This window comes from Azotobacter salinestris, assembly GCF_009363155.1.
In the GTDB taxonomy this organism is placed as follows: domain Bacteria; phylum Pseudomonadota; class Gammaproteobacteria; order Pseudomonadales; family Pseudomonadaceae; genus Azotobacter; species Azotobacter salinestris.
This window is the reverse complement of sequence record NZ_CP045302.1, coordinates 2,821,532-2,845,138: the sequence shown is the minus strand read 5'-3', so window position 1 is coordinate 2,845,138 and position 23,607 is coordinate 2,821,532. Positions and strand designations below refer to the sequence as shown.

Below are 23,607 nucleotides of genomic sequence, written 5' to 3'. Positions count from 1 at the left end.
GCAGCCCAGGGCTGCCTGGAGAATGAAGAAGGAAGAGACGACGGCCGGAATGGGTCTTCCCTGTCTCTGGCTTCCAACGCGACAGCCCACTCTTGCGCGCAGCGCACCCCAGGTCGTCCCTGGAGGCGACCTGGGAAAAGGCGCGGGTGTAATGGAATACAGCTGTCTGTTAGGTGAGATCAAAGTGGTTTTTTTTGGTTCGGCGGGTAGCCGACGGCGAACAGCCTTGCCGACGGTCGGCTGTACGTCAGTCCAAGACGCGCCAGGCTGGCTGCCTAGGTGATCGCCTCGTTCTGCGTGCCGCTGACACCGAGCACTTCGAGCTCGGTGGTCGCCACGCCGGCCGCGTCAGCGGTGCCGGCCGTGGCGAAGACCAGGTTGGCGGCGGAAAGATCGCCGGCATGGTTGCCGTCCAGGGCGACCTCGAAGCGCCGCCCCTCGGCATCCGCCTCGAAGCTCTTCAGATAGGTGCGCGTGCCCTCGGCGTTGAGGGTGACCGCCAGGGTGCCGTTGCGGCCGTTGCCCAGGCCGGAAAAGCCCAGGGCGGACAGGTCGATTCGATCCTCGCCGGCGTCGAAGTCGAGGATCAGGTCGTTGAAGCTGGCGCTGGCGGTGCGGTAGCTGTCCGTGCGTGCGGCGAAGACGAAGGTGTCGGCGCCCGCGCCGCCGGTCAGCCGGTCGCGGCCGGCGCCGCCGTCGAGCAGATCGTCGCCGCCCCTGCCGTCCAGGCGATCGGCGCCGGCACCGCCATGCAGCTGGTCGTCGGCATCGCTGCCGACCAGCAGATCGTCGCCGTCGGTTTCCGCGGGCGGCTGCTGCGGCGTGGCGCCGGGCGCGCCGGACACCGTCGAATGGGCGCCGTACAGCTGGATGGGCTTCTGCACGCCACTGATGGCGTTGTCGATCAGGGTGCTGTAGTCGGTGCCGTCGTTGCGCTCCTGCACGCCGTAGGTGGAGTTGGCCGAGCCGGCGATGGTGTTGCCCTCGATCCGGGTGTTCAGCGTCGTGTAGTAGGTCCCGGACGCTCCGCGGGTGTCGTCGAAGGACTGCAGGAGCACCTCGGGAACAGCGGCCGTCTGCGCGTTGTCGTGGATCTGGTTGTTGAGGATCTGCACGCCTTCGGCACCGTAGAGGCGCACCCCGGAGGAGCCGTTGCCGTGAATCTCGGCGTTCTGCAGGGTGATGTCGCTGGTCATCTTGAGCAGCACGCCTTCGCGGGCGTTGTCGTAGAAGGCGCCGCCGTCGATCAGGATGTTGCTGGGCAGCGCCAGGTCTTCCAGGCCACGCTGCACCACCAGACCGGCACTGCCGTTGCCGTAGGCGACGTTGTTGCTCATGGTGAAGTTCTGGGTGCTGGTGACCACGTTGAAGCCGTGGCGGTCGTTGTTGTAGGCGACGTTGTTCTCGAACACGCTGTCGATCAGGTAGTCGGCGACGAAGCCGTCGAGGCCGTTGTCGTGGGCCACGCTGTCGCGCAGCACCAGGTTGATGGTCTGCTCGTGGGGGTCGAAGCCGTAGCCGGACATCTCGCGGACCTCGACCCGCTCGAGGGTGACGTTGCGGTCGGCGCCGTCCTGGCCGGGGATGTAGCCGTTGAACCAGCCGTCGACCTTGCCGCCGGTGTTGTCGCGGTTGCCGTCGAGGGTCAGGTCGCGCATGCCGAAGTTGCTGGTCTCCTCGCCGTAGGCCGAGCGGACCATGCCGGTGATCTTCTGGTCCGAGCCGTCGACCAGCTTGATCACCGTCTGGCCCATGCCGGCGCCGGCCAGGTAGACGCCGTCCTTGAGCATCAGGCAGCCGTCGCCCGGCTCGCCGGCGGCGCTGACCCGGTATTCGCCGGGCGGCAGGTGGACGGTGCCGCCGCCCGATGCATAAGCGGCGTCGATCGCCGCTTGGATGGCGACCCGGTCGTCGTTGACGCCATCGCCCAGTGCCCCGAAATCCTTGACGTTGTAATCCATGAATCCGCTTCCCGATTCCAAGTGGAGCAGCCGCAGCTGCCTGGAAAGTGGAGCGGGAAGAGACGACTGCTCGAGCAGGCCTTTCCCGTCTCCGGTCTCGATGCGACTGCCTGGCCGTAGCTCAGTACACCTGTGGCGGTCTTCCGAAACGCCGGGAAGACACTCAAGAGAAACGGCCCACACGCCTCTGTCGGTGAGAGTGGGACAACCTCCGTCGGTTCGCCCGGCCGTCGGCGAGCGGTGCACTTGCCGACGGTCGGGAGCGCCGCATCAGACGATCTGATCGTCCGGCACGCCGCTGCTGCCGATCACCTCGAGCTCGGTGGCCACCGGGACATCCCCGGCGAAGACGATGTTGTCGGCCGAGAGCGTGGCCGCATGGTTGCCGTCCAGGGCCACCTCGAAGGTCCGGCCCTGGGCGTCCGCATCGTAGCTCTTGAGGTAGGTGCGGCTGCCCTCGGCGTTGGTCGAGACCATCAGGGTGCCGCCATAGCCGTTGCCCAGGCCGGTGAAGCCCAGTGCCGACACGTCGAGCCGGTCCTGGCCGGCATCGAAGTCGAGGATCTGGTCGCTGAAGGTGCCCAGCGGCGAGCGGTGGCTGTCCTCGCGGGCGGAGAAGACGAAGGTGTCGGCGCCCTCGCCGCCACTCAGCTTGTCGCGTCCGGCGCCGCCGTCGAGCACGTCGTTGCCGGCGTAGCCGTATAGCCGGTCGGCCCCGCTCCCGCCGAGGATCTGCTCGCTGGCGCTGGTGCCGTGCAACTGGTCGTCGAGATCCGTGCCGATCACCGGCGTCCCCTCGACATTGGGATCGACCGGGACGGGCGCACCGAAGATGATGTTGTCGGCCGACAGCGTGGCGGCGTGGTTGCCGTCCAGGGCCACCTCGAAGGTCCGCCCCTCGGCATCGACCTCGTAGCTCTTGAGATAGGTGCGCGAGCCGTCGGCATTGGTGGTCACCGCCAGGGTACCGGCGTAGCCGTTGCCCAGCCCGCTGAAGCCGAGCGCCGAGACGTCGATCTTGTCCTGGCTGGCATCGAAGTCGAGGATCCGGTCGCTGAAGGTGCCTGCCGCCGAGCGGTGGCTGTCCTCGCGCAGGCCGAAGCGGAAGGTGTCGGCGCCCTCGCCGCCGCTCAGCTTGTCGCGTCCGGCGCCGCCGTCGAGCAGGTCGGCGCCGCCATAGCCGTACAGGCGGTCGGCGCCGCCCGCGCCGAGGATCTCCTCACCGACCAGGGTACCGTGCAGTTGGTCGTCGAGCTCGGTGCCGACGATTGGCGTCCCTTCGACGCTGGGATCGACCGGAGTGGGCGCGGCGAACAGGATGTTGCCCGCAGAGAGCGCGGCGGCATGGTTGCCCTGCAGGCTGATCTCGAAGGAGCGGCCCTGGGCGTCCGCCTCGTAGCTCTTGAGGTAGGTGCGCATGCCGTCGGCGCTGGTGGTCACCGCCAGGGTGCCGGCGTAGCCGTTGCCCAGCCCGGTGAAGCCGAGCGCCGAGACGTCGATCCTGTCCTGGGTCGGGTCGAAGTCGAGGATCTGGTCGCTGAAGGTGCCCAGCGGCGAGCGGTGGCTGTCCTCGCGGGCGGAGAAGACGAAGGTGTCGGCACCGGCCCCGCCGGTCAGCCGGTCGCGGTCGGCGCCACCGTTGAGCACGTCGTCGCCGGCGCCGCCGTCCAGGCGGTCGGCACCGGCCCCGCCGCTGATCTGCTCGCCGGCGTCGCTGCCGACCAGCACGTCGTTGCCGGCGGTTCCCTGCGGCGGCTCGCTGGAGGTGCCGGACACCGTCGAGTTCGCGCCGTACAGCTGGATGGGCTTCTGCACGCCGTTGATGGTGTTGTTGACGACGCTGCTGAAGTTGGTGCCGTCGTTGCGCTCCTGCACGCCGTAGGTGGCGTTGGCCGAGCCGGTGATGGTGTTGCCCTCGACCCGGCTGTTCAGCGTCGTGTAGTAGTTGCCGGACACGCCGAGGGTATCGTCGTAGGACTGCAGGAGCACTTCCGGGGCGGCGACGGTCTGCGCATTGTCGTGGATCTGGTTGTTGAGGATCTGTGTCCCCTCGGCACCGTAGGCGCGCACCCCGGCGGAGCCGTTGCCGTAGATGTCGGCACCCTGCAGGGTGACGTTGTTGCTCATCTTGATCAGCACGCCTTCCAGGGCGTTGTCGTAGTAGGCGCCGCCCTCGATCAGGATATTGTTGGGATGAGGAAGGTTTTCCGAACCCCGCTGCAGCACCACGCCGTTGCCGCCGTTGCCGTAGGCGACGTTGTTGCGCATGACGAAGTCGTTGGTGCTGGTGACGATGTTGAAGCCGTGGCGGTCGTTGGCGTAGGCGACGTTGTTCTCGAAGATCCCGTCGATCTGGTAGTCGGCGACGAAACCGTCGAGACCGTTGTGGTGGGCCACGCTGTCGCGCAGCACCAGGTTGATGGTCTGCTCGTGGGGGTCGAAGCCGTAGCCGGACATCTCGCGGACCTCGACCCGCTCGATGGTGACGTTGGTGTTGACTCCCGGCTGACCGGGGGCATAGCCGTTGAACCAGCCGTCGACCTTGCCGGTGGTGCTGGCGCGGTTGCCGTCGAGGGTCAGGTCGCGCATGCCGAAATTGTGGGTTTCCTCGGCAAAGGCCGAGCGGACCATGCCGGTGATCTTCGCAGCCGAGCCGTCGACCAGCTTGATCACCGTTTCGCCCATGCCGGCGCCGGCCAGGTAGACGCCGTCCCTGAGCAGCAGGCAGCCGTCGGAAGGCTCCCCGGCGGCGCTGACCCGGTACTCGCCGGGTGGCAGGTGGACGGTGCCGCCGCCCGATGCGTAAGCGGCGTCGATCGCCGCCTGGATGGCGACCCGATCGTCGGTGACGCCATCGCCCAGTGCTCCGAAATCCTTGACGTTGTAATCCATGTTTCGCTTCCCGATCCCGTATGAGGCAGCCGAAGCCGCTTGGAAAGTGGAACGGGGAAAGCCCCCGCTCCGGCCTCTGATGCGATTGCCCGGTCCTTGCGCATGGCGCCTGCGGCGATTTCCGGACCAGCTCCGCGAAGGCGCTCGAGCAAAACGTTCCATGCGTTGCCGTGGATAAGGGTTGGAAGGATTCATCCCGCGAACGGCGGGGTTGCCGTTCGCGGGAGCCGCCGTCTCAGACGATCTGGTCGTCCGGCACACCGCTGCTGCCGATCACCTCGAGCTCGGTGGCCACCGGGGCCGCTCCGGCGAAGACGATGTTGCCGGCCGAGAGCGTGGCGCTATGGTTGCCGTCCAGGGCCACCTCGAAGGTCCGGCCCTGGGCGTCCGCATCGTAGCTCTTGAGGTAGGTGCGGGTGGCGTCGGCACTGGTCGAGACCACCAGGGTGCCGCCGTAGCCGTTGCCCAGGCCGGTGAAGCCCAGCGCCGACACGTCGATCCTGTCCTGGCTGGCATCGAAGTCGAGGATCTGGTCGCTGAAGGTCCCCGTCGGCGAGCGGTGACTGTCCTCGCGCAGGCTGAAACGGAAGGTGTCGGCGCCCTCGCCGCCGCTCAGCTTGTCGCGCCCGGCGCCGCCATCGAGCACGTCGTTGCCGGCATAGCCGTACAGCCGGTCGGCCCCGCCGCCGCCGAGGATCTGCTCGCTGCCCAGGGTGCCGTGCAGCTCGTCGTCGAGATCCGTGCCGATCACCGGTGCCCCCTCGACGTTGGGATCGACCGGCAGGGCCGCCCCGAAGACGATGTTGCCGGCGGACAGGGTGGCGGCATGGTTGCCGTCCAGGCTGACCTCGAAGGTCCGCCCCTCGGCATCGGCCTCGTAGCTCTTGAGGTAGGTACGCGAGCCGTCGGCGTTGGTGGTCACCGCCAGGGTGCCGGCGTAGCCGTTGCCCAGCCCGGTGAAGCCCAGCGCCGAGACGTCGATCTTGTCCTGGGTCGGATCGAAGTCGAGGATCTGGTCGCTGAAGGTGCCCGCCGCCGAGCGGTGGCTGTCCTCGCGCAGGCCGAAGCGGAAGGTGTCGGCGCCCTCGCCGCCGCTCAGCTTGTCGCGCCCGGCGCCGCCGTCGAGCAGGTCGTTGCCGGCGTAGCCGAACAGGCGGTCGGCGCCGCCGCCGCCGAGGATCTGCTCGCCGGCCAGGGTGCCGTGCAGCTCGTCGTTGAGATCGCTGCCGACCACCGGCGCCCCCTCGACGTTGGGATCGACCGGCAGGGGCGCGCCGAAGATGACGTTGTCGGCCGACAGCGCGGCGGTATGGTTGCCCTGCAGGCTGACCTCGAAGGTCCGCCCCTGGGCGTCCGCCTCGTAGCTCTTGAGGTAGGTGCGCGAGCCGTCGGCGTTGGTGGTCACCGCCAGGGTGCCGGCGTAGCCGTTGCCCAGTCCGGTGAAGCCCAGTGCCGAGACGTCGATCTTGTCCTGGGTCGGATCGAAGTCGAGGATCTGGTCGCTGAAGGTGCCCGCCGCCGAGCGGTGGCTGTCCTCGCGCAGGCCGAAGCGGAAGGTGTCGGCGCCCTCGCCGCCGCTCAGCTTGTCGCGCCCGGCGCCGCCGTCGAGTACGTCGGCGCCGCCATAGCCGTACAGGCGGTCGGCCCCGCCTGCGCCGCTGATTTCCTCGCCGACCAGGGTGCCGTGCAGATCCTCGTCGAGATCGGTGCCGACGATGGGCGTCCCTTCGACGCTGGGATCGACCGGGGTGGGCGCGGCGAAGACGATGTTGGCCGCAGACAGCGTGGCGGTATGGTTGCCGTCCAGGGCCACCTCGAAGGTCCGCCCCTGGGCGTCCGCCTCGTAGCTCTTGAGGTAGGTGCGCGTGCCGGCGGCATTGGTCGAGACCACCAGGGTGCCGGCGTAGCCGTTGCCCAGGCCGATGAAGCCCAGCGCCGAGACATCGATCCTGTCCTGATTGGGGTCGAAGTCGAGGATCTGGTCGCTGAGAGTGCCCGTCGGCGAGCGGTGGCTGTCCTCGCGCAGGCCGAAGCGGAAGGTGTCGGCGCCCTCGCCGCCGCTCAGCTTGTCGCGTCCGGCGCCGCCGTCGAGCACATCGTTGCCGGCGTAGCCGTACAGGCGGTCGGCGCCGCCGCCGCCGAGGATCTGCTCGCCGGCCAGGGTGCCGTGCAGCTCGTCGTCGAGATCCGTGCCGACCACCGGCGTTCCCTCGACGTTGGGATCGACCGGCAGGGCCGCCCCGAAGACGATGTTGCCGGCGGACAGGGTGGCGGCATGATTGCCGTTCAGGCTGACCTCGAAGGTCCGCCCCTGGGCATCGGCCTCGTAGCTCTTGAGGTAGGTGCGCGAGCCGTCGGCGTTGGTGGTCACCGCCAGGGTGCCGGCGTAGCCGTTGCCCAGCCCGGTGAAGCCGAGCGCCGAGACGTCGATCCGGTCCTGGGTCGGATCGAAGTCGAGGATCTGGTCGCTGAAGGTCCCCGCCGCCGAGCGGTGGCTGTCCTCGCGCAGGCCGAAGCGGAAGGTGTCGCCGCCCTCGCCGCCGGTCAGCTTGTCGCGCCCGGCGCCGCCGTCGAGCACATCGTTGCCGGCGTAGCCGAACAGGCGGTCGTCGCCGCCTGCGCCGAGGATCTCCTCGCCGCCCAGGGTGCCGTGCAGTTCCTCGCCGAGATCGGTGCCCACGACCGGCTGCCCCTGGGTGTTGGGGTCGACCGGAATGGCCGCGCCGAAGATGATGTTGTCGGCCGACAGCGCGGCGGCATGGTTGCCCTGCAGGCTGATCTCGAAGGAGCGGCCCTGGGCGTCCACCTCGTAGCTCTTGAGGTAGGTGCGGGTGCCGTCGGCGCTGGTGGTCACCGCCAGGGTGCCGGCGTAGCCGTTGCCCAGTCCGGTGAAGCCGAGCGCCGAGACGTCGATCTTGTCCTGGGTCGGGTCGAAGTCGAGGATCTGGTCGCTGAAGGTGCCCGCCGCCGAGCGGTGGCTGTCCTCGCGCAGGCTGAAGCGGAAGATGTCGGCATCCAGGCCGCCGGTCAGGCGGTCGCGTCCGGCGCCGCCGTCAAGTACATCGTTGCCGCCAAAGCCGTACAGGCGGTCGTCGCCGCCTCCGCCGGTGATCTCCTCGCCGACTTCGGTGCCATACAGCAGGTCGTTGCCTTCGGTAGCCATCTCGGAATCCCTCGTGTTGTCGTTGGTGTCGCAGTAGCCCCAACCGGGTGTGGTTGTCCGCTACCGGGTACTTCGGAAACTGCCGTGTTGCCTTCGGCCCCCTCGACGTCCGCTGCTGGTCACTGCCGATTTCGAATCCCTGGAGCAGCGCGGGTGTGCCTGCGTACTACTGATGCCGTTTGCTGTAGTCGCTCCTGTCGTTGATGCGCTCCTGTGGTAATCGCGGTGGAAGCTGGCCGGGTCGGCGACCCGGCCGTTCGGTTGCGTGCGGCAATGGCCGGATGCCCGGGCACAGGCGGCACGAGGCCGCGGGCCGATGCTCGGCAGGCCCGTCCTGCGCATTGTCGTGACGCGAGTGGTTCAGACTCGGCGCGTCCTCGTCGGCGGCGCCGCCCTCGATCGGGGTGTCGTTCGGATGAGTGGGACTTTCCGGACCACGCACGGCCGCCGCAGCCGCGGTCCTGCCGCAGGAGGCCTCGTTGTGCGCGACGGAGTCGTGAAAGTCGGCAGTGCCCGGGCCTCGATTGGCCGGGCGCTACGGCATCCGCCAGGTGGCGTGTGGATGTCTCCCGTCACCCGGGCGGCGTCGGACGCCGCCTGCCTGGCCACCCGATCGTCGGTGGCGCGATCCCCCGGTACTGCGAAATCCTTGACCATGCAATCCATAGATCCACTTCCTGACCCAGTGATACGCAGCGGAACGCTGCCTATCCGGAATGGAGTAGGAAGAGACGACTACCCGAACAAGCTTTTCCCGTCTCTGGTGTCAACGCGACTGTCCGGCCCTGTTGCAGGGACGGAGGGCGCTCGATTGAAACGACCCACGCGTTTCAAGGGGTCAGACTGGAGGAAGAGCAGATCGGTTCGTCCAGTCGTCGGCAACTGGCATGGCTGCCGACGGCTGGGTGGATGTCTGGCCTGGGCACGCCCAGGCCAGACCGTGTCAGGCAGCCTGCGAGCTGCTGCCGATCACTTCGAGGTTGGTGAAGATGAAGTCGTCGCTGGAGAGCTGATCGAGATGGTTGCCTTCCAGGGTGATCTCGAAACGGTTGCCGTCCGCATCGCTCTCGCGATCCTTGAGGTAGGTCCTGGTTCCCTCCGTGTTCACCAGTACCATCAGGGTGCCATTATAGCCGTTGCCCAGACCACTGTAGCCGAGCGCGGAAAGGTCGATCAGATCTTCACCGGGGGTGAAGTCGGTGATGTAGTCGACTTGGCTCACCCCGGTCTCGTAGTTGCGGAAGCTGTCCAGCCGCTCGCTGAAGCGGAACACGTCCGCGCCGCTGCCGCCGGTCAGGTTGTCGCGCCCGGCGCCGCCGTCGAGCAGATCGTCTCCGTCGCCGCCGTCGAGGAGGTCGCGCCCCTCGCCGCCGAGCAACTCCTCGTCCATGGCGCTGCCGGACAGTTGGTCGTTGTCGCTGCTGCCTTTCAGCGCCTGGCGCTCGAGGATCAGCTGCGTCTCGCTCAGGGAGGAGAAGTTTCCTTCCAGGGCGATCTCGAAGCGCCGGCCGTCGGCATCCGTGTCGAAGTTCTTGAGATAGGTGCGGGTGCCTTCGCTGTTGACCCACAGCAGCAGGGTGCCGTTGTGGCCGTCGCCCAGGCCGCTGAAGCCCAGTCCGCCGAGGTCGATGCGGTCCTCGCTCGGATCGAAGTCGGTGATCAGGTCGGCGAAGTTGTCCCCCGCGTTCTGGTAGCTGTCGGTCAGGCTGGTGAAGCGGAACACGTCCGCGCCCTCGCCGCCGCTGAGCTGGTCGCGTCCCTGACCGCCGCTCAGAATGTCGTTGCCGGCGCCGCCGTTCAGCAGGTCGTTGCCCAGGCCACCGACGAGGTTGTCGCTGCCGCTGCCGCCGTCGAGGGTTTCCGCCGCCGCGCTGCCGAGCAGGCTGTCGTCGCCCTCGCTGCCGGTGACGGCCTTGAGCTTGAAGGTCAGGTTGCTGCCGTCGAGCCGGCCGACGAGGTTGCCTTCCAGGGTGAGCGAGAAGGAGCGGCCATCGGCGTCCCTCTCGTAGCTCTTCAGGTAGGTGCGGCTGCCGTCGCTGTTGGTCACCACCGCCAGGGTGCCGCCGTAGCCGTTGCCCAGGCCGCTGAAGCCGAGCCCGGCGAGATCGATGCGGTCCTGCCCGGCGTCGAAGTCGAGGAGCAGGTCGGTGAGGTTGCTGCTGGCGGTGTAGTAGCTGTCCTGGATCGCCGCGAAGCGGAAGGTGTCGGCGCCCTCGCCGCCGCTCAGCCGGTCGCTGCCGATGCCGCCCTCGAGGATGTCGTTGCCGGCATCGCCGACCAGGAGGTCGTTACCGCTGCCGCCCAGCAGCAGGTCGGCGATCGGTGTGCCGAGCAGCAGGTCGTGGCCGCTGCCGCCGTCGATCAGCTGATACGCGTCGCCGGCGCTGCCGGAGAATTTCGAGTGCGTCCCCGAGAGCTGCACGATCCCGCGCTGGATGCCGCTGACGCCGTTGTTGGCGACGGTGCTGTAGTCGGTGCCGTCGGCGCGCTCCAGTACGCCGAAGGTGGAGTTGGCCGAACCGACGATGGTGTTGCCCTGGACCGTGATGTACTTCGAGACGTAATGGTCGCCGGAGGCGCCGTCGAAGTCGTCGTAGGCTTCCAGGAGGACTTCCGCGTTGATGCCGCTCTGCGCGTTGTCGTGGATGTAGTTGTCGAGGATCTGCACGTTCACGCCGCCCTGCACGCGCACCCCGGCAGTACCGTTGTCGTAGATTTCGGCGCCCTGCAGGCTGACGTTGTTGCTCATCTTGATGAGCACGCCTTCCTGGCCGTTGCCGTAGTAGGAACCGCCCTCGATCTGGACGTTGTAGACGAAGCTGCGGTCTTCCGAACCGCGCTGGACCACCAGACCGTTGGCGCCGTTGCCGTAGGCGACGTTGTTGCGCAGGACGATGTCGTGGCTGCTGGTGACGACGTTGAAGCCGTGGCGACCGTTGTTGTAGGAGACGTTGTTCTCGAAGGTGCTGTCGATCTGGAAGTCGGCGACGAAGCCGTCCTTGCCGTTGTCGTGGGCGACGCTGTCGCGGATCGTCAGGTTGATGGTCTGCTCGTGGGGGTCGAAGCCGTAGCGGGACACCTCGCGGATCTCCACCCGCTCGACGGTGACGTTGTAGTCCGCACCATCCTCCTCGGGGATATAACCGGTATAGAAGCCGTCGACTTCGCCCGAGGTGTTGTCCTGGTTGCCGTCGATGGTCAGGTCGCTGATGCCGTAGTTGTGGGTTTCCTCGCCGTTGGCCGAGCGGATGATGCCGGTGAGCTTCTGGTCCCAGCCGTCGACCAGCTTGATGACGGTCTGGCCCATGCCGGCGCCGGCCATATAAACGTTGCTTTTGATCATCAGGGCGCCGTCCGAGGCCTCGTCCCCCCCGCTGACCCGGTATTCGCCGGCCGGCAGGTACACCGTCCCGCCACCGGCCTTGTAAGCGGCATTGATTGCCGCCTGGATGGCATCCGTGTCATCCGTTCTTCCATCTCCCTTCGCACCAAAGTCCTTAACGTTGAATTCCATCTATTTCGCTTCCGTATGCAAATTGCGCAGCCGAGCGCTTTTGAGGAAGTGAGGCAGGAAAAGCCGACTGCCCGAACAAGCCATCCCTGCCTCCGGCATCGTCGCGACTACTCGACCCCTGCGCTTGAAAAGCGCGGCTGGCCCCTCCCTGAGTGGGCGTGGAAGGAACTCCAGCGACACTGGTCGACGCGTTGCCGTGCGCCTCCGACTATTGAAGTGTTTTTTAGTTCTTTATGGAATTAAAGATGCATTTTTAATATGAGAACTGGTTCACCAATAGGCTTTTTAAACCCTGTCCCGGCTGCAGGAGCCGCCCGTGAGCAGCGCCAGCCAGACGCGCTCCGGCCCGTCCCTTGTACGATCAGGCCTGGAGCCGGATCGCCAGCACATCATCGCCTCTGCCCAACTGCCTGCCGAAGGAGTGAATACCCGGCTCAAAGCCTCCTTATTGTTCGTTTGCGAACTAATTTTTTGTACGTTAGTCCCAATTCCCGGCATCTCATCGACTCGCTTCACCGAAGCGTTTTCCATGCTCATTCAGGAACAGGACGTCTTCGGACGCGCCTTCGAGTGCACGGTCGAATAGCCGTGACGATGCCGGAGGCGGGGATGGCCTGTTCGGGCAGCCGGCCTTCCCTGCCTCACTTCCTCAACCGCGCTCGGCTGCGCAATTTGCATACGGAAGCGAAGTAGGTGGAATTCAACGTCAAGGAGTACGGAGCAAAAGGCGATGGCAATACCGACGATACGGATGCCATCCAGGCGGCAATCGATGCTGCCTACAAGGCAGGGGGCGGCACCGTCTACCTGCCGGCCGGCGAATACCGGGTCAGCGGCGGCGACGAGGCCTCGGACGGCGCCCTGATGATCAAGAGCAACGTTTATATGGCCGGCGCCGGCATGGGCCAGACGGTCATCAAGCTGGTCGACGGCTGGGACCAGAAGCTCACCGGCATCATCCGCTCGGCCAACGGCGAGCAGACCCACGATTACGGCATCAGCGACCTGACCATCGACGGCAACCAGGACAACACCTCGGACGAGGTCGACGGCTTCTATACCGGCTATATCCCCGAGGAGGACGGTGCGGACTACAACGTCATGGTCGAGCGGGTGGAGATCCGCGAGGTGTCGCGCTATGCTTTCGATCCCCACGAGCAGACCATCAACCTGACGATCCGCGACAGTGTCGCCCACGGCAACGGCAAGGACGGCTTCGTCGCCGACTTCCAGATCGACAGCACCTTCGAGAACAACCTCTCCTACAACAACGGCCGTCATGGCTTCAACATCACCACCAGCAGCCATGACATCGTGTTCCGCAACAACGTGGCCTACGGCAACGGCGCCAACGGCCTGGTGGTCCAGCGCAACTCGGAAGACCGGGCGCTGCCCTACAACATCCTGATCGAAGGCGGCGCCTTCCATGACAACGGCATGGAAGGCGTGCTGATCAAGATGAGCACCGACGTCACCCTGCAGGAAGCGGAGATCTACAACAACGGCGCGGCGGGGGTGCGCGTGCAGGGCGCCGAGAATGTGCAGATCCTCGACAACCATATCCACGACAACGCGCAGGCCGGCATCAACGCGGAAATCCTCCTGGATGCCTACGACGACACCACCGGGGCGTCCGGCCACTACTACGAGACGCAGCACGTCACGGTCGAAGGCAACACCATCGTCGGCTCGGCCAACTCCACCTTCGGTGTGCTGGAGCGCGCCGATGGCACCGACTACAGCATCGTCGGCGACAACGCTGTCAGCGGCATCCAGCGCGGGATCGTGCAGCTCTCGGGAACCTATTCGAAATTCTCCGGCAGCGCCGGCGACGCCTATCAGCTGATCGAGGGCGGCACCGGCCATGACCAGTTGTTCGGCACGCCGGTCGCCGACCTGCTGCTGGGCGGCAGCGGCCACGACCTGCTGGCCGGCGATGCCGGCAACGACCTCCTCGAGGGCGGCATCGGCAGCGATCACCTGAGCGGCGGCGCGGGCGCCGACACCTTCCGCTTCGCGGCGATCCAGGACAGCTACTACACCGCCAGCAGCAACCTCACCGACCTGCTCCTCGACTTCGATGCCGCGCAGGATCGTATCGACCTCGCCGGGCTCGGCTTCAGCGGCCTGGGCGACGGCTACGGCGGCACCCTGGCGGTGATGACCAGCAGCGACGGCAGCCGCACCTACCTGAGAAGCCATGAGACGGATGCCGACGGCCGCTCCTTCATGCTTGCCCTGGAAGGCAACCTCGTCGGCCGGCTCGACGGCAGCAACCTGACCTTCAAGCCTAAGGCCGTCACCGGCAGCGAGGGCGACGACAACCTGCTCGGCAGCGCGGCGACGGAAAGCCTCGACGGCGGCAGCGGCAGCGACAACCTCACCGGTGGCCTGGGCAACGACCTGCTGAACGGCGGCGTCGGCAGCGACACGCTGGTCGGTGGCCAGGGGCGCGACCAGCTCGGCGGCGGCGAGGGCGCCGACGTGTTCCGCTTCACCAGCCTGACCGACAGCTACCAGAACGCCGACGACAACTTTTCCGACCTGATCACCGACTTCGACCCGAGTGAGGACCGCATCGATCTCGGAGCCCTGGGCTTCAGCGGCCTGGGCGACGGCCACAACGGCACCCTGCTGCTGTGGACCAACGACGAAGGCAGCCGCACCTATCTCAAGAACTTCGACACGGATGCCGACGGCCGGCGCTTCGAGATCGCCCTGAAGGGGAATTTCGCGAGCCTCGGCGAGACGCAGCTGATCCTCGAGCGCCAGGCACTGCAGGGCAGCAGCGGCAACGACCAGCTGTCCGGCAGCGCCATGAACGAGGAGCTGCTCGGCGGAGCGGGACGCGATCTGCTCGACGGCGGCGACGGCGACGATCTGCTCGACGGCGGCGCCGGGCGCGACAGCCTGACCGGCGGCAGCGGCGCGGACCTGTTCCGCTTCAGCGAGCGGCTGGACAGCTTCCGCAACTACGAGACCGGGGTGAGCCGGGTCGACGACATCACCGACTTCACCCACGGTGAAGATCTGCTCGACCTTTCCACCCTCGGCTACAGCGGCCTGGGCAACGGCTACAACGGCACCCTCGCCCTGCTGCTGAACGAGGATGGCACCAAGACCTATCTCAAGGACCGCGAGGCCGGCGCCGAGGGCAACCACTTCGAGATCGCCCTGGACGGCAACCTCGTCGACCGCCTCTCCGCGACCGACATCGCCTTCGACGCCCTCCAGCTCGAACTGCTCGGCACCACCGAGCTGCAGACCGACCAGGCGGCCTGACCGCCCTTCACGGAGGCCATCGACCGGCTGCCCTCCGGCAGCCGGCCCGATGGCCCTACTCGCGAATCCGCTCGACCTTGCCGACCACCACGCCGTAGCAGAGCGCGCCCAAGAGGGCCATGGCGGCGATGTAGGTGATCGCCGGGGTGAAGTCGTCACCCTGCACCAGAAGGCCGATGACGATCGGCACGCTGACCGCGGACAGGTTGCCGATGAAGTTGAACACCCCGCCGGTCAGACCGAGCAGCCGCTCCGGCGCCAGTGCCGAGACCAGCGACCAGGTGATCGAGGCCAGGCCGTTGCCGAAGAACGCCAAGGCGAGGAAGAAGATGATCGCGCCAGGCGATTCCACGTAGTTGGCGCCGATGATACTGGTGGAGATCAAGAGGCCGCCGATGATCGGCATCTTGCGCGCCAGGCCCAGGGATAGGCCGCGGCGCACCAGCCAGTCGGAGACGAGGCCCGAGCAGATCACCCCGCAGAAGGCGGCGAGGAACGGCAGCGAGCCGAGGACGCCGGCCTTGATGAAGTCCAGTCCGCGGTACTGCACCAGGTAGGTGGGGAACCAGGTGAGGAAGAACCACAGGGTCGAGGTCAGCGCGTACTGGCCGAGGTACAGGCCCCAAAGCTTGCGCTTGCTCAGCACAAACCGCAGATCCCCCCAGTCGAAGCGTCGGTCCCGGGGCTTGCGCTGCCCCAGGTCGACCAGACCGCCGCCCTCGCGGATCAGCGCCAATTCAGCATCATTGGTGGCACGGAAATCGGCGGGCTCGCGGTAGACCGCATACCAGACCAGCGCCCAAATGACGCCGATGCCGCCGGTGATGAAGAACACCATCTGCCAGCCGAAGGTCTGCTGCAGGTAGATCAGCAGCGGGGTAAGAAAGGCCAGGCCGACGAACTGCCCGGAGGTGTAGAAGCCGATTGCCGAGGCCCGCTCGCTTTCCGGAAACCAGGTGGTGACCACGCGATTGTTGATCGGGTAGGACGGCGCCTCCAGCGCGCCGACCGCCAGACGCAGGAAGAACAGGCCGACGAAGCTGCCGACCCAGCCGAGCAACAGGGTGGCCAGCGACCACAGGCCGATGGCCAGGGCGTAGAGTGCCCGCGGCGGCACTCGGTCGACCAGCCAGCCGCCGGGGATCTGCATGGCGGCGTAGGTCCAGCCGAAGGCGGAGAGCACCAGACCCATCTGCACCGGGTCGATGCCCAGGTCGCGGGACAACAGCGGTGCGGCGATGGCGAGGTTGCTGCGGTCCAGGTAGTTGATCACCACGGTGACGAACAGCAGCAGCATGATGAAGAAACGCGAGCGCGACGGAGCCTGGCCGTAGGCCACGGCCGTATTGTTGTTATGCATGGCGTTTGACCTGCACTCCCGGCGGCAAGCGCCGGAGAGCGTCCTTGCAGTGAGGGAAAGCGGCGGCCGCCGGTGGTCTCAGACGCGCCGGCGCGCCGCGACCGGACTTACCACTCGGCGACGCTGCCGTCGGCGTGGCGCCAGACCGGGTTGCGCCAGCGGTGGCCGACCTCCGCGCGCTCGCGCACGTAGTCCTCGTTGACCTCGATGCCGAGCCCCGGCCCCTGGGGGATGTCGACGAAGCCGTCGCGGTAGGCGAAGACTTCCGGCTTGGCCAGGTAGTCGAGGATGTCGTTGCTCTCGTTGTAGTGGATGCCCAGGCTCTGCTCCTGGATGAAGGCGTTGTAGCAGACCGCGTCCAGTTGCAGGTTGGCGGCCAGGGCGATCGGTCCCAGCGGGCAGTGCAGCGCCAGGGCGACGTCGTAGGCCTCGGCCATGGCGGCGATCTTGCGCGTCTCGGTGATGCCGCCGGAATGCGAGGGGTCGGGCTGGATGATGTCGACGAAGCCGTCGGCCAGCACCCGCTTGAAGTCCCAGCGCGAGAACAGCCGCTCGCCGAGGGCGATGGGCGTCGAGGTGTGCTCGCGGATGTCGCGCAGCGCCTCGTAGTTCTCGCTGAGCACCGGCTCCTCGATGAACATCAGCCGGTACGGCTCCAGCTCCCTGGCCAGGATCTTGGCCATCGGCTTGTGCACCCGGCCGTGGAAGTCCACGCCGATGCCGATGTCCGGCCCCACCGCCTCGCGCACCGCCGCCACGTTGGCCACCGCCGCGTCGATCTTGGCGTAGGAGTCGACGAACTGCAGCTCCTCGGTGCCGTTCATCTTCACGGCGGTGAAGCCGCGGCCGACCACCTCGCGGGCGGCGCGGGCGACGTCGGCCGGGCGGTCGCCGCCGATCCACGAATACACCTTGATGCGCTCGCGGCACTGGCCGCCGAGCAGCGCATGCACCGGCACGCCGAGCGCCTTGCCCTTGATGTCCCAGAGGGCCTGGTCGATACCGGCCAGGGCGCTCATGTGGATCGGGCCGCCGCGGTAGAAGCCGGCGCGGTAGAGCACGTTCCAGTGGTCCTCGATCAGCCGCGGGTCCTTGCCGACCAGGTAGTCGGCCAGTTCCGCGACGGCTGCCGCCACGCTGTGCGCGCGGCCTTCGACGATCGGCTCGCCCCAGCCGACGATGCCCTCGTCGGTCTCGACCTTCAGGAACAGCCAGCGCGGCGGCACGATATGGGTGGTCAGTCGGGTGATCTTCATGACTTGCCTCTTGTTGTGCGGGCAGGCCAGGCCTGCCGGGGGATCGGGAAATTCCGGGTATGAGGTATCGCTTCAGGCCTGCGTCTGCCGCCAGGCGGCGACGAAGGCCGCAGCCCGCTGCCCGACCTCGGCGGCGCCCAGGCCCGGCTGGTACAGCGCCGAGCCCAGGCCGAAACCGCTGGCGCCGGCGTCGAGGTAGGGCTGCAGGCTGTCCGGAGCGATGCCGCCGACCGGCAGCAGGACGATGTCGCGGGCGAACACCGCGCGCCAGGCCTTGACCACCGCCGGGCCGAACTGCTCGGCGGGGAACAGCTTGAGCGCGTCGGCGCCGGCCTCCCGCGCGGCGAAGCCCTCGGTCGGGGTGGCCACGCCGGGGGCGCAGAACAGCCCGGCGGCCTTGGCCGCACGGATCAGCCGCGCATCGCTGTGCGGCATCACGATCAGCCGGCCGCCGGCAGCGGCAACCGCCTCGATCTGGGCCACCTCGAGCACGGTGCCGGCGCCGACCAGACAGCGCTCGCCCAGCGCGGCGGCCAGCCGGCGGATGCTCTCCAGCGGTTGCGGCGAGTTCAGGGGGACCTCGATCAGGCGAAAGCCGGCGTCATACAGGGCCTGCCCGACCGGCAGGATCTCCTCGGGGGTGATGCCGCGGAGGATGGCCACCAGCGGCAGCTGGCGCATGCAGGCGTCAAACATAGTCGGTACTCCAGGTGGGGATGGCGGGGGTGGCGAGCAGGCCGGCGGCCTCGGCGATCCGCCAGAGCCCGGCGCTGCCGGACTCCTCGAGGAGGCGCACGTCCTCCACGCCGAACTGTCGCAGGGCCTCGCGGTAGCGCCGGCACAGCGCCCCGTCACCGATCAGCACCAGCGGCGGGCAGGCGCCGTCGAGGCTGGCGAGGGCGCAGCGCAGCTCCTCGCCGATCAGCAGGCCGGAGAGGTAGTCGAGGCTTTCTTCGGCGGCCAGGCGGCCGGTCAGCACCAGGCTGCGGGCGCTGAACAGGCGGCCGGCGACGGCACCCTCGCGGGCCAGTTCGAGACCGCGGGCGAAGGCGTCCGGCGCCGGCCGGCTGCCCTGCGCCCGGGCCGGCCGGCCGAGGATCGAGTGGTCGCGCAGCACGGCGAACAGCTCACCGGTCATATACGTGGAGAAATGGCGGATAGCGCTGTCTTCGACGGCCGCCCATTTCGAGTGGGTGCCCGGCAGCACCAGCAGGGCCCTGGCGGACAGTTCCGGGGCCAGCTGCAGGGCGCCGAACACCTGGGTTTCCTCGCCGCGCAGGACGTTCGGCAGTGCGCCGGCGTCCAGCACCCCGGGCACCAGGTGCAGGCTGCCGCCGTCGCCGCTGTCGATCCGCCGCAGGCCGCCGACCAGTCGCGCGGCATCGGCCGGGCACTCCACGTAGGGCACCTCCTGCCAGCCCTGGGCGCTGCCGATCATGCCGGCGGCCAGCGCCGGCAGGCCGGGCCAGCGGGCGCGCCAGTCGCCGGTCAGGGCGGCGAAGGCGCGGGCGAAGTCGCCGTCCGGCACATGCTGGATGCCCCAGGGCTCGGCGCGGCGGTCCAGCACGCGGCCGCCCTCGCCCAGCAGGTAGGCGCGCAGCGAGGAGGTGCCCCAGTCGAGGCCGATCAGACGCGGAATTTCGGAGTCGCTCATGGTTGGCTCCAACCCAGTTCGTGGGAGATGGCCCGGGCGCAGGCGATCGCCTCGGGTCGCAGGTCGCGCAGGCGCGCCTCCGGCATGAAGGGAATGGCACCGGTCACGCTGAGCGCAGCGACGATGGCGCCGCCGGCATCGCGGATCGGCGCCGCCACGCAGCGCACGCCCAGTTCGTTTTCCTCGAGGTCGAAGCTGCTGCCGGCGGCGGCGTACTCGCGCATCTGCACGCGGTACTCGTCCCAGGGCGTGAACTGCTCGCGCAGCCCCGGCTGGCCGGCGCGGCGCGCCAAGCCTTCCTCGTACAGCGCGTGCCACGCGGCCTCGTCCAGGTCGAGCATCAGCGCCTTGCCGACCCCGGTGAGGGCCAGCGGCATGCGCAGGCCGACCCGCGAGCGCATTTCCAGGCCTCGGGTACCGGGCAACTTCTCGATGTAGAGCACGTCGCCGCCCTCGCGCACGCCGAGGTGGATGGTGTCCTGAGTCAGCTGCGACAGACGCTCCAGATGGGGCTGGGCGAGCTTGACCAGGGGCAGCTGCTCGCGGGCCTTGAAGCCCAGCTCGATCAGCCGCGCGCCGAGCAGGTAGCCGTTCGGGGTGCTGCGCAGATAGCCGGCCTGCACCAGCGCCGCGGCCAGACGGTGCGTGGTGCTGCGGGTGCAGCCGATCCGCGCGCCGATCGCCGGCAGACTGGTGTCGCCCTGGGCCACCGCGTCGATCACGGCCAGGCCGCGGAACAGCGCCTGGGCGCCCGGGGGAATGCTGTTGTCGTGTTCGGGCATGGAAAGCCTCCTGATGGGGAAAACACTAAACCGGATTTTTGATCATTTCAATATGTGAGAGTGTATCCCATATTTTGGGAAATCTGAAAGACACGTCAATGGATAGTCGAGGCGCTGGGCAAAACCGAATGCCATATCCCAATATATGGGATTTTATCTCACATATTGAAACATGTTGATGGCTGGTTTAAGGTTTTATCCACCCGAGGCTTTCATGCCAGGACATGGCAACAGCATTCCCCCGGGCGCCCAGGCGCTGTTCCGCAGACTGGCTGCGATCAAGAAGGGAAATCGGACCGGGTTGGCCAGTACAACCAGCTGCTGCGCATCGAGGAAGCGCTGCAGGGCAAGGCGCCTATAGCGCGGAGTCGCTCCTGAAGCGCCGCTGCTGCAGCCGCTGAGCCCCGTCGGTCGACCGAGCTGGTCCGGCTCTACCTTGAAATAAGCCTGAGGAATACCCCCTCAGGGCTTCGAATAAATATAAGAAGGTTCACTGACATGCTGTATTGCCCATCCTTGTCTTCGGAATTCTCTCGCTTCTCCTCCCTTGTCCGTGCCCTGGCTATCTGCGCCCGCCCGAGCGACGCCGTGCGGATGCGTTCCTCCACGCCGGCACGCTGCCCCTTGCCCACGCCTGGCTTCTGACCACCTGCGAAGACGCGCGGGCGAGGGTAAAAGCCCTTCATCACCCACGACCGGATAGCCCTGCTGGAGCCTGTGCGTGCCATGACGGCTGCGAAGACAGCGCTGTCTGGACGAGTGCGAATTCCTGGCGGTAACCGGCGACAGCCCTGGGTACAGGGCTTTACCGACCAGAAAACAACAAGAATCGGAGCGGATATGAAAAGAATTACCGTGAAAAAGGCACTTTTCCCCTTGTGCGCCTTTTTTGTGTTGCCCTTGACGGCCCAGGCGGTCAATTTCAGCGGCTATTACCGCCTCGGGATTGGCGGCAACAGCAAAGGCGGTACGCAATCCTGCTTCCAGTTGCCCGGCGCGCCCACGAAATACCGGCTCGGCAACGAGTGCGAGCAGTGGAGCGAACTGGCCTGGGACCACGATATCGCCCTTGCCGATGGGTCGACGCTCTCCGGCATGGTCATGGGCGGCTTCTACAACCCCATCGGGCACAAGCCGAAGTTCAAGGACTCCAACGAGCATGGCGGTGGCTTCTCGCGGATCCAGCAGATGTTCGTCGAATGGAAGAACGCCGCGGTGCTCAACGGCGGCAACTTCTGGGTCGGGCGCCGCTACTACAAGCGGAACGACATCCACATGACCGACCTCTACTACTGGAACCAGAGCGCCACCGGTTTCGGTTTCGACGAAGTGCCGATCGGCGACCTGCGCTACAGCTACGTCTTCTCGCGCAAGGACAACCAGAACCAAGACCCCTACGTTACCCGTCATGATTTCAACGTCGACGGCTTCAAGACCAACCCGGGTGGCGAGGTGCAGTTGGGGGTCAGTTATCTGCAGGAGGCAGGCGGTAGCGACAAACACAGCGGCTGGTCGGTGGCCGTGCAGCACAAGCAGGAAGGCTTTCTCGGCGGCAACTACAACACCTTCGCCCTGCAATACGGCGAGGGGCCGGGCACGGGCCTGGGCTACACCGGAGATTCTAACCTGGACAAGGAGAACAAGAGCTGGCGTCTGGTCGAGTACTTCGACTGGCAAACCACGGAGCGCTTCGGCGGCCAGTTCCAGGTGGTCTACCAGAAGGACGTCCGACCCGATGGCGACAACTCGCGCTGGCTGTCGTTCGGCGTGCGGCCGGTCTACGCCTTCACCGAGACGTTCAAGCTGAGCGCCGAGATCGGCCACGACCAGATCAAGGCGACCGACGGCACCCGCAAGCTGACCAAGTTCAGCATCGCGCCGACCTGGTCGCCGGGCGGTCCGGGCTTCTGGGCGCGGCCGGAGCTGCGCGTCTACTACACCTACGCCACCTGGAACGAGGCGGCGCAGCGCGCGGCCACCGAAATGAACCCCGATTCCGCGCTGTCCGAGACCGGCGCCTTCGGTACCGACCGCCACGGCAGCAACTTCGGCGTGCAGGTGGAGTACTGGTGGAAATAGGGTCCTTGGCAGCGAGCTTTCTTACTGGGGCGGTGGCATCAAATTGAACATTCATTTGTTCGCTATTTTTCCGTCCGCCGCACGGACAGCAATCCAGACGGCTCGCCAGCCGTCTGGGCGATCAGCCAGCACAAGGTCGTGATCGAGTTGGATCGATGACGCTGGGGTCGCCGGGCGGCTGTGAAAAGGCAGGGCAATCGCATGAAGCGAAATGTCGGCATGCATACGCCCCTGCAGGAGCGGATTCATCCGCGACCGCCCCGCCTGTGGGGCGTAGAGGTTCAACGATTTGCCGCACCCATGGCGCGGGTCGCGAATGAATTCGCTCCACGTTCATGCGATTGCCCTGTGTCCAAGAGTGCAGGGCAAGATCACTGCCGACGGGGCGCCCGGCTCAGAGGCGGCCCCGGCTGTTCACGTACAGGCCGCTGAGGCGGAACTCGCTGGGGGACAGGGAGAAGGCGTGGCGGAACAGCTTCGAAAAGTAGTTCGGATCGTGGATGCCCACCGACAGCGCAATGGCCTTGACCGACAAGTCGGTCGCTTCGAGCAGGTGGGCCGCGCGTTTCATGCGTTCATTCAGGACATATTGCGCCGGGGACATGCCCACCGTGCGGGTGAACAACCGGGAAAAATGGGAACGGCTCAGACCGGCCAACTGGGCCAGGCTCGCCACATCCAGTTCGTCGTCCTCCGTCTGCGGGGATAGGGTATCGGGCTTGCAACGCAGGCAGGCATGGATGTGATTCTGGATGGAGGCGATCACCCCCGTTCGCGTCGCATCCAAGGCGACATCCTGCACAAGCAGGTCGTCGTGCAGCGCCATGAGCGACTCGTAGGCCAGGGCCGACGCCCGGCCGGCGGTCAGCTCCGGCGAACGGATCAGGGCATCGACGTTTTCGGCCAGGCATTCGATGGTCTTGTCGCTCAGGCGCAATACCGGACCACGCTCGTCCAGCAAGGCCCGTTGCAGGCGGAGAGCTTCCTTGCCGTACATGGCGATCCAGAAGAACTCCCAGGAACCCCCGGTCTCCAGCCAGTAACAATGGTCGTGCGGGACCAGCACCAGCATGGTGTCGCCGGCGCGCAGTCGATGGTGACGCCCCTCGAAGCGCAGGTTGCCCTCCCCCGCCAGGGTATGCTGCACGATGGCGAAAGGCGTGTTGCCACGTCGACGGCCATCCCAGCAGTAGGTGCAGTCCTGTACCCGGTCATAGCCGGCATTGGTCGGCATGGTGTGCAACTGATGCCTGCCGCGTGGCAGGGATATGACCTTCATGGCCGGCCCCCTCGCCCGCATATCGCAGAGCACAGAATTACCCGTCATGGCATGAATCTCTTTTTATTCGACTTGTCGAGATGCGCCTCTATCAGGGTCTGTTGAGGTAACTCCAGAACCCTTCGTTTCCGTTGATAACGTTCGCGAGAAGCAACACTGGCGTGGCCACGGAAAGCTTGCCGGTACTAGGGCCTGTTGACGTTTGGGCGTGAGCCGCGTTGCCGCGTCAAACGTCAACAGGCCCTAAGGAACGTCCAGGACGAACCAATTCCAGCAAACGGTATCTGGTGCCTCCGGCAACCGACCGGATCCCGGAACGCAGGGTGCGCAACCGATCAGAGCGGCTGTCGGCTGCGCATCGTCATGTTCCGGCCCGAGACCGAAA

At 66.8% G+C, this 23,607-nt stretch carries 14 protein-coding genes; 3 read left to right on the top strand and 11 right to left on the bottom strand.

All coding sequences use genetic code 11. The features are described from left to right. Positions 1–275 precede the first annotated feature (275 nt). From GCU53_RS13250 to GCU53_RS13235, 4 genes are all read right to left on the bottom strand, one after another. The gene (locus GCU53_RS13250) at positions 276–1,961 is read right to left on the bottom strand and encodes a glycosyl hydrolase family 28-related protein (protein ID WP_152388032.1); all 1,686 of its coding nucleotides are present in this window, start codon (positions 1,959–1,961) and stop codon (positions 276–278) included. Positions 1,962–2,231: 270 nt separating this feature from the next. Continuing rightward, positions 2,232–4,853 carry a M10 family metallopeptidase C-terminal domain-containing protein gene (locus GCU53_RS13245; RefSeq protein ID WP_152388031.1) on the bottom strand — a complete coding sequence of 874 codons (2,622 nt, stop codon included), beginning with the start codon at positions 4,851–4,853 and terminating at the stop codon, positions 2,232–2,234. Positions 4,854–5,088: 235 nt separating this feature from the next. Next, positions 5,089–8,016, bottom strand: a complete 2,928-nt coding sequence (locus GCU53_RS13240; RefSeq protein WP_244306756.1) for a M10 family metallopeptidase C-terminal domain-containing protein — start codon at positions 8,014–8,016, stop codon at positions 5,089–5,091. A 943-nt stretch (positions 8,017–8,959) separates the two neighbouring features. Beyond that, positions 8,960–11,530 (bottom strand): M10 family metallopeptidase C-terminal domain-containing protein, encoded by a 2,571-nt coding sequence (locus GCU53_RS13235; protein WP_152388030.1) that lies wholly within the window; start codon positions 11,528–11,530, stop codon positions 8,960–8,962. A 316-nt stretch (positions 11,531–11,846) separates the two neighbouring features. Between GCU53_RS13235 and GCU53_RS13230 the strand changes: the two genes are divergently transcribed. Both GCU53_RS13230 and GCU53_RS13225 read left to right on the top strand, forming a co-directional pair. Beyond that, on the top strand, positions 11,847–12,116 hold the full coding sequence (locus tag GCU53_RS13230; RefSeq protein WP_152388029.1) for a hypothetical protein: 270 nt from the start codon (positions 11,847–11,849) through the stop codon (positions 12,114–12,116). A 107-nt stretch (positions 12,117–12,223) separates the two neighbouring features. Continuing rightward, entirely contained in the window at positions 12,224–14,812 is a 2,589-nt protein-coding gene (locus GCU53_RS13225; protein ID WP_152388028.1) for a M10 family metallopeptidase C-terminal domain-containing protein, read from the top strand. A 55-nt stretch (positions 14,813–14,867) separates the two neighbouring features. On the opposite strand, the gene GCU53_RS13220 is transcribed toward GCU53_RS13225, so the two are convergent. From GCU53_RS13220 to GCU53_RS13200, 5 genes are all read right to left on the bottom strand, one after another. Then, positions 14,868–16,172 (bottom strand): MFS transporter, encoded by a 1,305-nt coding sequence (locus GCU53_RS13220; RefSeq protein WP_152388027.1) that lies wholly within the window; start codon positions 16,170–16,172, stop codon positions 14,868–14,870. A gap of 107 nt (positions 16,173–16,279) precedes the next feature. Beyond that, complete coding sequence (gene dgoD / locus GCU53_RS13215; RefSeq protein ID WP_131341830.1) at positions 16,280–17,428, bottom strand: galactonate dehydratase; 1,149 nt, start codon at positions 17,426–17,428, stop codon at positions 16,280–16,282. Positions 17,429–17,500: 72 nt separating this feature from the next. After that, positions 17,501–18,124, bottom strand: a complete 624-nt coding sequence (locus GCU53_RS13210) for a 2-dehydro-3-deoxy-6-phosphogalactonate aldolase (protein ID WP_152388026.1) — start codon at positions 18,122–18,124, stop codon at positions 17,501–17,503. Beyond that, positions 18,117–19,082 carry a 2-dehydro-3-deoxygalactonokinase gene (locus GCU53_RS13205; RefSeq protein ID WP_152388025.1) on the bottom strand — a complete coding sequence of 322 codons (966 nt, stop codon included), beginning with the start codon at positions 19,080–19,082 and terminating at the stop codon, positions 18,117–18,119. Before GCU53_RS13205 ends, GCU53_RS13210 begins: the two co-directional genes overlap by 8 nt. After that, positions 19,079–19,864 carry an IclR family transcriptional regulator gene (locus GCU53_RS13200; RefSeq protein WP_152388024.1) on the bottom strand — a complete coding sequence of 262 codons (786 nt, stop codon included), beginning with the start codon at positions 19,862–19,864 and terminating at the stop codon, positions 19,079–19,081. The genes GCU53_RS13205 and GCU53_RS13200 overlap by 4 nt, the downstream gene beginning before the upstream one ends. An 840-nt stretch (positions 19,865–20,704) precedes the next feature. On the opposite strand from GCU53_RS13200, the gene GCU53_RS13190 reads away from it, so the two are divergent. Continuing rightward, complete coding sequence (locus GCU53_RS13190; RefSeq protein ID WP_152388022.1) at positions 20,705–21,943, top strand: maltoporin; 1,239 nt, start codon at positions 20,705–20,707, stop codon at positions 21,941–21,943. A gap of 51 nt (positions 21,944–21,994) precedes the next feature. Here the strand turns inward: GCU53_RS13190 and GCU53_RS13185 are convergent, their stop codons facing one another. Both GCU53_RS13185 and GCU53_RS13180 read right to left on the bottom strand, forming a co-directional pair. Then, positions 21,995–22,192, bottom strand: coding sequence for a hypothetical protein (locus tag GCU53_RS13185; protein WP_152388021.1), 198 nt, complete (start codon positions 22,190–22,192; stop codon positions 21,995–21,997). A gap of 145 nt (positions 22,193–22,337) precedes the next feature. Then, a complete protein-coding gene (locus GCU53_RS13180) occupies positions 22,338–23,222 on the bottom strand; it encodes a helix-turn-helix transcriptional regulator (RefSeq protein WP_244306754.1) in 885 nt (294 codons plus the stop codon). Between the last annotated feature and the right edge of the window lie 385 nt (positions 23,223–23,607).

What these genes read in the sequence shown, in the direction of transcription:
- GCU53_RS13235 (WP_152388030.1), bottom strand. Translation starts at nt 11,530, where the DNA reads ATGGAATTCAACGTTAAGGACTTTGGTGCGAAGGGAGATGGAAGAACG.
- GCU53_RS13185 (WP_152388021.1), bottom strand. Translation starts at nt 22,192, where the DNA reads ATGAATCCGCTCCTGCAGGGGCGTATGCATGCCGACATTTCGCTTCAT.
- GCU53_RS13240 (WP_244306756.1), bottom strand. Translation starts at nt 8,016, where the DNA reads ATGGCTACCGAAGGCAACGACCTGCTGTATGGCACCGAAGTCGGCGAG.
- GCU53_RS13205 (WP_152388025.1), bottom strand. Translation starts at nt 19,082, where the DNA reads ATGAGCGACTCCGAAATTCCGCGTCTGATCGGCCTCGACTGGGGCACC.
- GCU53_RS13210 (WP_152388026.1), bottom strand. Translation starts at nt 18,124, where the DNA reads ATGTTTGACGCCTGCATGCGCCAGCTGCCGCTGGTGGCCATCCTCCGC.
- GCU53_RS13220 (WP_152388027.1), bottom strand. Translation starts at nt 16,172, where the DNA reads ATGCATAACAACAATACGGCCGTGGCCTACGGCCAGGCTCCGTCGCGC.
- dgoD (WP_131341830.1), bottom strand. Translation starts at nt 17,428, where the DNA reads ATGAAGATCACCCGACTGACCACCCATATCGTGCCGCCGCGCTGGCTG.
- GCU53_RS13245 (WP_152388031.1), bottom strand. Translation starts at nt 4,853, where the DNA reads ATGGATTACAACGTCAAGGATTTCGGAGCACTGGGCGATGGCGTCACC.
- GCU53_RS13200 (WP_152388024.1), bottom strand. Translation starts at nt 19,864, where the DNA reads ATGCCCGAACACGACAACAGCATTCCCCCGGGCGCCCAGGCGCTGTTC.
- GCU53_RS13250 (WP_152388032.1), bottom strand. Translation starts at nt 1,961, where the DNA reads ATGGATTACAACGTCAAGGATTTCGGGGCACTGGGCGATGGCGTCAAC.
- GCU53_RS13190 (WP_152388022.1), top strand. Translation starts at nt 20,705, where the DNA reads ATGAAAAGAATTACCGTGAAAAAGGCACTTTTCCCCTTGTGCGCCTTT.
- GCU53_RS13180 (WP_244306754.1), bottom strand. Translation starts at nt 23,222, where the DNA reads ATGAAGGTCATATCCCTGCCACGCGGCAGGCATCAGTTGCACACCATG.